Source organism: Mycobacterium sp. TH-M11 (genome assembly GCF_057473725.1).
In genome coordinates this window covers 1-7,901 of record NZ_JBYCLD010000503.1, presented here as the reverse complement: position 1 = coordinate 7,901, position 7,901 = coordinate 1, and the positions used below count along the sequence as shown (strand labels likewise).

Annotated in this window: 5 protein-coding genes; all 5 read right to left on the bottom strand. The window is 66.5% G+C overall.

Annotation, left to right across the window (positions count from 1 at the left end):
* Positions 1-1,234 (bottom strand): PPE family protein (locus tag AC2VOG_RS19235; RefSeq protein WP_486941424.1); only part of this gene is annotated, 1,234 nt, incomplete at its 3' end.
* A 50-nt stretch (positions 1,235-1,284) separates the two neighbouring features.
* Positions 1,285-2,685, bottom strand: a complete 1,401-nt coding sequence (locus AC2VOG_RS19230) for a PPE family protein, SVP subgroup (protein WP_486941423.1) — start codon at positions 2,683-2,685, stop codon at positions 1,285-1,287.
* A 564-nt stretch (positions 2,686-3,249) separates the two neighbouring features.
* Complete coding sequence (locus AC2VOG_RS19225) at positions 3,250-5,043, bottom strand: NAD-binding protein (protein ID WP_486941422.1); 1,794 nt, start codon at positions 5,041-5,043, stop codon at positions 3,250-3,252.
* Between the two features lie 160 nt (positions 5,044-5,203).
* The gene (locus tag AC2VOG_RS19220) at positions 5,204-5,884 is read right to left on the bottom strand and encodes a response regulator (protein ID WP_486941421.1); all 681 of its coding nucleotides are present in this window, start codon (positions 5,882-5,884) and stop codon (positions 5,204-5,206) included.
* Positions 5,881-7,901, bottom strand: a 2,021-nt coding sequence (locus AC2VOG_RS19215) for a DUF4118 domain-containing protein (RefSeq protein ID WP_486941420.1), incomplete at its 5' end; no start/stop codon positions are given. The genes AC2VOG_RS19220 and AC2VOG_RS19215, both read right to left, overlap by 4 nt.

The following is a 7,901-nucleotide window of genomic DNA, read 5'->3' as shown; positions in this document are numbered from 1 at the left end:
CATCGGTGCCGGGGCCGCGAGCCATCAGACGTGCACCGGTCACCGTCTTGCCGTTTTCCGCAGCGGCGGCGGGAGCCGGAGGGCCCGCCATGGCCTGCCCGGCCATGCCGCTGATCCCCATCTGGTTGAACGTGCTCGCCGAGCCGGCTTCCAACGGTGCCGACGCGGTGATCCCGGCGGTATTCATCGGCGAAACCATGGCCACGGAACGTATCTCCGGCGCGGCCACGGTCCAGTTCGACGGCACTGACAACCTGCCGACGGTGTTCGCTTCACCCAAACCTGCCGAGACGGCCTGGCCAGAACCGGTGATGGTTGCCGGGAACGCGGTCGGGGGCACCGGCCCCTCGCCCGGCCAGGCCTTGACCCCGTCCCAGCCGCTGACGATGCCATCCGCGTGAATACTGACCTGATTAGTCCCGATAGCGAAAGGAATGTCAACCGGCCCACCCAGAATCGACAACGGGATGATCAGACCCAACAGCGTCAGCTGGGTCGGTGTGTTGAGGAAAATGTTGATCAGGTCGCCGATCGCGTTTAGCGGGCTGGTTGCCAATGGGGCTGCGGGCGTTGCGGTAGAAAGGCTCTGCAGCGCGCCGGGCACCGCGGCGAGCGTCTGCGAAACACTCGCCATGAGGGTGTGCGCATTGCCGGCAGAGCTGTTCATCGCCTGGCCGGCCGCGGCCGCTTGGGCGGCTGTCCCGCTGGGAGTGGTGTTCTGCTCGGGAGAGGTGAACGGGGTCAGCGCGGTCGCCGATGCCGATGAACCGGAGTAGGCGTACATCGCCACGGCGTCCTGCGCCCACATTTCGGCGTACTGGACTTCGGTCGCCGCGATCGCCGGGGTGTTCTGACCGAAGAAGTTCGTCGCCACCAGGACCGCCAGCTGGCTACGGTTTGCCGCGATAACCGGCGGCGGCACCGTCGAGGCAAACGCCGCGTCGTAGGCGGCGGCCGCCGCCCGGGCTTGGACAGCGGTTTCTTCGGCCTTCGCGGCTGTGACACTCAACCAGGCCACATAGGACTCGGCGGCGGCGCTCATGGCTGATGCCGACGGACCCGACCACGTTCCGGACGTCAGCTCGGACACTGTCGACTGGTAACCGTCTACTGCGGTGTACAACTCGTCGGCCACCCTGGCCCAGCCTTGTGCAGCGGCCAGCATCGGCCCCGGACCCGGACCGGTATACATCCGGCCAGAGTTGACCTCCGGTGGATAAATTCCGAAATCCATTGCTGCGCAATCCTCTTCCTGGCAACCTTCCACGCACGGCGGCGGGCGATTCAGCGACCGAGCAAGCGGTTCTTTTGTTCGGAGTATTCGGCGTCGGTCAGGATTCCCTCGTCGCGGAGCTTGGCGAATTCGCGTAGCTCGGCCGCGACGCCGGTGACCACGGTCCGAGGCTCGTCCTGCGTTGTCCGGTCCGCGTCTCTCGTCGCTCTGCTGTCGCCGGGGGTCGCCGCGACCGCGGTGCGAGTCGCCGCAGGTCCGCCGTTCGGCGCCTTGCCGCCACCTCGGCCGCCGCCGGTTCCGGCCATGGCTCGTCCGGCCATACCCGCCAGTGCCATCTGGCTCAATGTGCTTCCCGAGCCGCCTTCCTCACCAGCGCTGGTGGCCGGCAACGCCGGCAACGTCATCGCGACGGGACGCACAGCCGGGGTGGCGACGGTCCACGTCGGCGGCACGGACAATGCTCCGACCGTGTTGGCCTCGCCCAGGCCCGCCGAAAGGGCCGGTGCCGAGGCTGCGGTCTGACCCAGGTTGGTGATCTTCGCCGGGAACTCGGTCGGCGGCACCGCACCTTCCTCCGGCCACCCCTTCACGCCGTCCCAGCCGCTGACGATGTCATCGGTGTGGTAACTGACCTGAAAGCTGGCGATATCGAAGGGAAGTGCCACCAGAGCGACGACGCTCAGCGGTATGGCGACGAAAATGCCGACTAGGTCGGCCGGGACATCCAGGAATATCGAAATCAGGTCACTGACCAAATCCAGCGGACTGGTGGTGGCAGCGGCCGGCGCCGCCGTTGAGAGGCTTTGCAGCGTGTTGGGTATGCCGGAGAACGCCTGCTGTACTGAGGACACGGTGCTCTGGACATTGCCGGCAGAGCTGCCGGCAGCTTGGCTGACCGCAGCTGATTGGCCGGCCGACCCGCCGGGGTTGGTGTTCTGCTGTGGTGGGTTGAACGGTGTCAGTGTGGTCGCGGATGCCGACGAACCGGCGTAGCCGTACATGGCCGCTGTGTCCTGCGCCCACATTTCGCTGTACTGGGCCTCGGTGGCCGCGATCGCCTGCGTGTTGAGCCCGAACAGGTTCGTCGTGACCAGCGTCATCAATTGAGTGCGGTTTGCTGTGACCATCGGAGGCGGCACCGTCGCAGAGAACGCTGCCTGGTAGGCGGCTGCCGCGGACTTGGCCTGGGCGCCGGTTTCCTCGGCCTGCGCGGCGGTGGCTCGCAGCCAGCCCTCATACGCCGCCGCCGCCGCACTCATCGACGCCGAGGCTGGACCCGTCCATGGGCCGGCGGTCAATCCCGACACCACGGACCGATACGAGTTGGCCACCGAATGAAGTTCGCTCGCCAGCGCATCCCAGGCTTCGGCGGCAACCAGCAGCGGGCCGGCGCCAGGGCCGGCGTACATGCGGGCAGAGTTGACCTCAGGCGGGTAGTTCCCGAAATCCATTGCTCGGTGACCCCTCTAATTCACCGCGGTCGAGCCGGCTCGGCATCCGGCCGTGGCCGTCGAATGAATGGTGCCACGTGCCCTGAATTTTCTCTCTCCACTGCACGGCGCGTCGTCGGCCCGCGCTGGAGTCGTTGCGGACCTCGAAGTGGCCCGGCGCGCGACGCTCGACAGGCTGCAGTTCTGCAACTCAGCGCTCCCCAACAGCATGATTTCACCTTCCGGCAGTGGTCGAGCAAATGCCTGATCCGCGGCTTCCGGTGCCGGGACAACGCGCCCACCAGCGGGTTATCTGGGACGGTAGACATGTCATTATTGGTTCGAGACTGCGAGGCGCGCAATTCGTTGCAGCCGCGCACGGACAAAGTGCTGCAGCAATCACCTATCTCTCAGGTTAATTCTTTATGTTGCTCAGGCTTCAACATCCCGGCGGCCTTCGCGTTGGGCCCCCACCCGTGCGTCCGAAGTGATTCTAAGGGGTCGGCCGCAGCGTCTCGCGGCGGCAGAGCAGTTTGCCAGGATCTATTGCAAGCGTGTTGCGGGAAATGCCCGCTTGTGGACTGATCAGCCAGTGCGCGCCTGGCGGCCGATCTCGGCTTCGCGCGGTTGTCGTGGTGGTTCGGCGACGTCGCCAGTCCCGGTCTCGGCCGTGACGGCGCGCCGGGGCGGCAGCCCTTTACGTAGCGTGGCCACCAACTCGCGGTAGGGCCCGACGAGGTAGACGGTGTCGCCGCCCCGCAGTCGTCCTTCGTGGCGGGGGCGCAGGTCGATGGGGGCGTCTTCGCGGCAGATTGCGATCACGCGTGTTTTATTGGACAACGAGCCCAGCTGCATCCCGTCGAGTTCGCTGCCCTCGGCCACCAGCATCGCGCCGACCATGAACGAGCTCTGGCCGATCGAGAAGGTGCCCAGCACCTCGACACCCATGGCCGCGCCGATGAACCACGGCGCGGCCAACGCAACCGAGGATCGGACGTTCTCGAAGCCGAACCGTTGCGCGACCGCCAGACCCAGCGCTCGGTCGTATACTCGCAGCACGACCGAGATGTCGGCACGCTTGTCGGCTTTGGGAATGACTTTCGGCCCCAGCATCTCGGCCAGCACGATCCCGGTTTCAATGTTGATCATGTCGTCACGGGTCAGCACGGCCACCGCGCGAGCCCGGTCGGCCCGAGCGGCCTGCAGCGTCTGGACCAGCGTCGCGTCGCCGAAGATCACCGGCACATCGAGGGCGCGCGCCGCGGACAAAAATCGGTTGTCCTCGTTGATCTCGATGACCGCGACGTCATGACCGGTATTCACCAGGTCGGTGACCACGCGCATCCCCAGGGCGCTCAGCCCGACAACGATGACGTGATTGCGCAGGTGTCGCGCCCGTGGGCGGGCGAAGGCGAACACGAAGCGGCGCGAGAGCAGCACGTCGGCGATGAATGCGACCAGCAACGCAATGGTCGTCGCACCACCGAACATCAACATCGCGGCGAACAGGCGTAGCCAGGTTTCCTGGTGCGCGAAGCTGAAGTCTCCGTAGCCCGTCGTCGTGATCGTCTCGATGGTGAAATACATCGCGTCGACCCAGGACATGCGCGGGTGCTGATAGTTGAAGCGCAACACCAGCATTGAAATGGCGATCATGGTCAGTGCGGCCGCCAGCGCGGGATAAAACGCCGGGTTGAAGTCGTTGACGACGGCCTTCACCCCGTCGAAGAATCGCCGCACCGCTGCTCGTTGCGACCGCGTGCCCACCGGTCGGCGAACCTTGGCGCCACGTTCGGCCGACTCGTCGGCAGTGCCGATCATCACCGCACGGTCGCCGGCAAGCACACGCTGATTGCGGGTCGGGCAGACCTCGATCTCGCCAGGACTCGACGAATTCTCCCCGTGGATGATGGCCACCGGGGCCAGGTCGCCGTAAATCTCGCGCAGCGTGGCCGCCCGCGGCGCCTCGCTGCCGAAGACCAGGAACTGGGTTCCGGCCGCCTCGAACGGGTGCGTTCGGCGCGCCAGGCACGCCTCCACGACCGACGGCGCGGTGAGTTCGGCGACGTCGAAGATCGCGCCAGGACCGTTGTCGGCGGCCATCGCCGCGCGCAACACGTCGTTGGCCAACCTGGCGACCACGCGCACGGAAGGATTGGATCGTCTTGCCAGCAAGGCAATTTCGAGGTTGGCCGCGTCATCGTCACCAGCGCACACCACCGCCAGCGCGTCGGCGATATGGGCGCTTTCCAGCACGTCGCACATCGTGGTGAAATCGTCAGCGGCTAGCCTGGCGACGTTGATGCCGGCGCGTTCGAACTCCTCGATGATGGTGGTGGCCAGTGCATCGTCACCGCTGACAATGATGTGATGCTGCATACTCTCATCCGCCACTCTGCACGGGTGGGCTTCGACTTTGCCGAAGCTGATACTGGAATAGGTTACACCAGGGTTTATCCGGTTACGGCGCAACGCGTAGTTTTGCTGGCGCGCCGGGCGGTCGCGGTTCGGGCGTTAACCTGTTCGTGCGCAACAGCTCTCATACTTCGAAGCGATAACCCATGCCCGCCTCGGTCAGCAGATGGGTGGGATGCGACGGGTCGTCTTCGAGCTTGCGCCGCAATTGTGCGAGAAATACCCGCAGATAATGGGTTTCCGTTGCGTACTTGGGCCCCCACACCTCGCGGAGCAGCTCCTCGCGGCCCACGAGCTTGCCACGATTGCGCACCAGCATTTCCAGCATCCCCCATTCCGTCGGGGTCAGATGGACTTCGGCACCGTTCTTGATGACCTTCTTGATGGACAGGTCGACGGTGAAGGACTTGGTTTCCACCACCGGGTTGTCCGCACCGGTGGCCACCGTTGCCCGTCGCACGGCCGCGCGCAGACGGGCCAGCAGTTCATCCATGCCGAACGGTTTGGTCATGTAGTCATCGGCACCTGCGTCGAGGGCGCCGACCTTGTCGGACGAATCGGTGCGTGCGGACAACACGATCACCGGTGCCGTCAGCCAGCCGCGCAGACCAGCGAGCACCTCGATACCGGATACGTCGGGCATGCCCAGGTCCAGGATCACCACCTGGGGCGGGTGTTCAGCAGCCACGGCCAGGGCGCGCGACCCAGTCGGGGCGGTCATCACCTCGTAGCCGCGCACCGAGAGGTTGATCCGCAGCGCGCGCAACAACTGCGGGTCGTCGTCGACGACGAGTACTTTTGTCACGGGCGCCGCTCCTCAGTATCGTCGCGCTCTACATCGTCGCCGGCGCGCGTCACGGGCGCCGCTGCTGCAGTATCGTCGCGCTCTACATCGTCGCCGGCGCGCGTCACGGGCGCCGCTGCTGCAGGGGGCGCGGCCAAATCCACCACAATCGTCAGCCCGCCGCCAGGCGTGTCGCAGGCGGTGATGGTGCCGTCCATCGCCTCGACAAAGCCCTTCGCGACCGACAGGCCCAGCCCCAGGCCGGTGGTGGTGTCGAAGTCGCCGAGTCGCTGGAAAGGCTGGAACATCTGCTCGGCAGCGCCCTTGGACACACCGGGTCCTTCGTCGACGATGTTGATCAAGACCCGAGATCCGACCTGGCCGGCGTTCACCCGCACGACGCTCGCAGGCGCGTAGCGCAGCCCGTTGTCGATCACATTGGACAGCACGCGTTCCAGCAGGCCCGCGTCACCCATCACGACGGTGCCGCCAACATCGACCTTCACCCGGTCGATGCTCGCGCGGCCGTATATCGTTCGGCGTCCGCCGATTCCGACCAACGCGCGCTGCACGACCTCCTCGAGGTAGACCTCGGTCAGCTCGGGCCGGACCACGCCGGCCGCCAGACGCGACGAGTCGAGCAAGTTGGCCACCAGCAGGGTCAGCTGATCGACCGACTCCTCGACGGTGGCCAGCAATTCGCCGGTGTCCTCCGGCGAGAACCAGACGTCCTCGTCCCGCAGACTCGACACCGCGGCCTTCGCCGCGGTCAGCGGGGTCCGCAGGTCGTGGCCTAGCGCCGACAGCAGCAAACGCCGCAGTTCGTCGGCCTCGGCGAGCGACTTGACCTTGCCGGCCTCCTCGGCAAGCTCGCCACGCTTGACCAGTCCCGCCGCCTGCGTCGCGACCACCGACAAAACCCGCCGGTCACGCCCGGTGAGGCCGCGCCCGGTCATCAGCATCCAGAACTGCTCGTCGCCGACCTTGACCGCGGTGTCGGCGTCATCGACCGTCACGCACGACTCGGTGCCCACGCCTGCGACGGGAACCAGGCGACCGTCCACCTCCCGCACCAGGCACACCGAGTCTTGGGAGTAGGCCTCACGCACCCGCTCCAGCAGCGCGTCCAGGTCGGCGCCACGCAGCACCGACGCCGCGAACAGCGATAACAATTCGGCTTCCTGACTGGTCCGCCGGGCTTCGCGGGCCCGGCTGGCGGCGGCGTCCACCAGCACCGCGATCGCCATCGCGACCCCGAGCAGGATCACGATCGTCAGCGCGTTGCTCAGGTTCTTGACCGCGAACGAATGCCGCGGCTCGGTATGGAAATAGATCAGCAGCGCCCCGGACAGCAGCCCGGACACCACCGCCGGCGCCACGCCGCCGAGCAGCCCGATGCCGACCACGCCGGCGAAGAACAGGGCCGACTTCGCGCCGACGTCCAGCGTCGGATCCAGCCGCAGCGTGATCGCCAGGATCGTCAGCGGTAGGACGATCGCGGCCAGCCAGGACACCACCTGCCGCGCCCGCGGCGGGATTGGCGAGAACGCCGCACCGCGGTTGGCGGCCTCATGGGTGACCATGTGGACGTCGATCTTGCCTGAATTCTTGATGGTGGCCGCGCCGATGCCTTCGCTGAACATGCCGGACCACCGGGATCGCCGGGAGGTGCCGAGCACCAACTGGGTGGCGTTCGTCTCGCGGGCAAAGTCGAGTAGCGCGCAGGACACATCTTCACCGACCACGGTGTGCACGGTGGCCCCGATGCTGCCGGCCAGCTCGCGCACTTTGCCCATCTCACGCGGCGACACCCCCGACAGCCCGTCGCCGCGGACTACGTGGACCACCATGAGTTGCGCGCTGGACTTCGACGCGATGCGAGATGCCCGGCGCACCAATGTTTCCGACTCCGGGCCACCGGTGACCGCGACAACCACCCGTTCGCGCGCCTCCCACGTGTCGGTGATCTTCTTGTCGGCGCGGTACTTCGACAGCGCAGCGTCCACCTGATCGGCGAGCCACAGCAGCGCGATCTCGC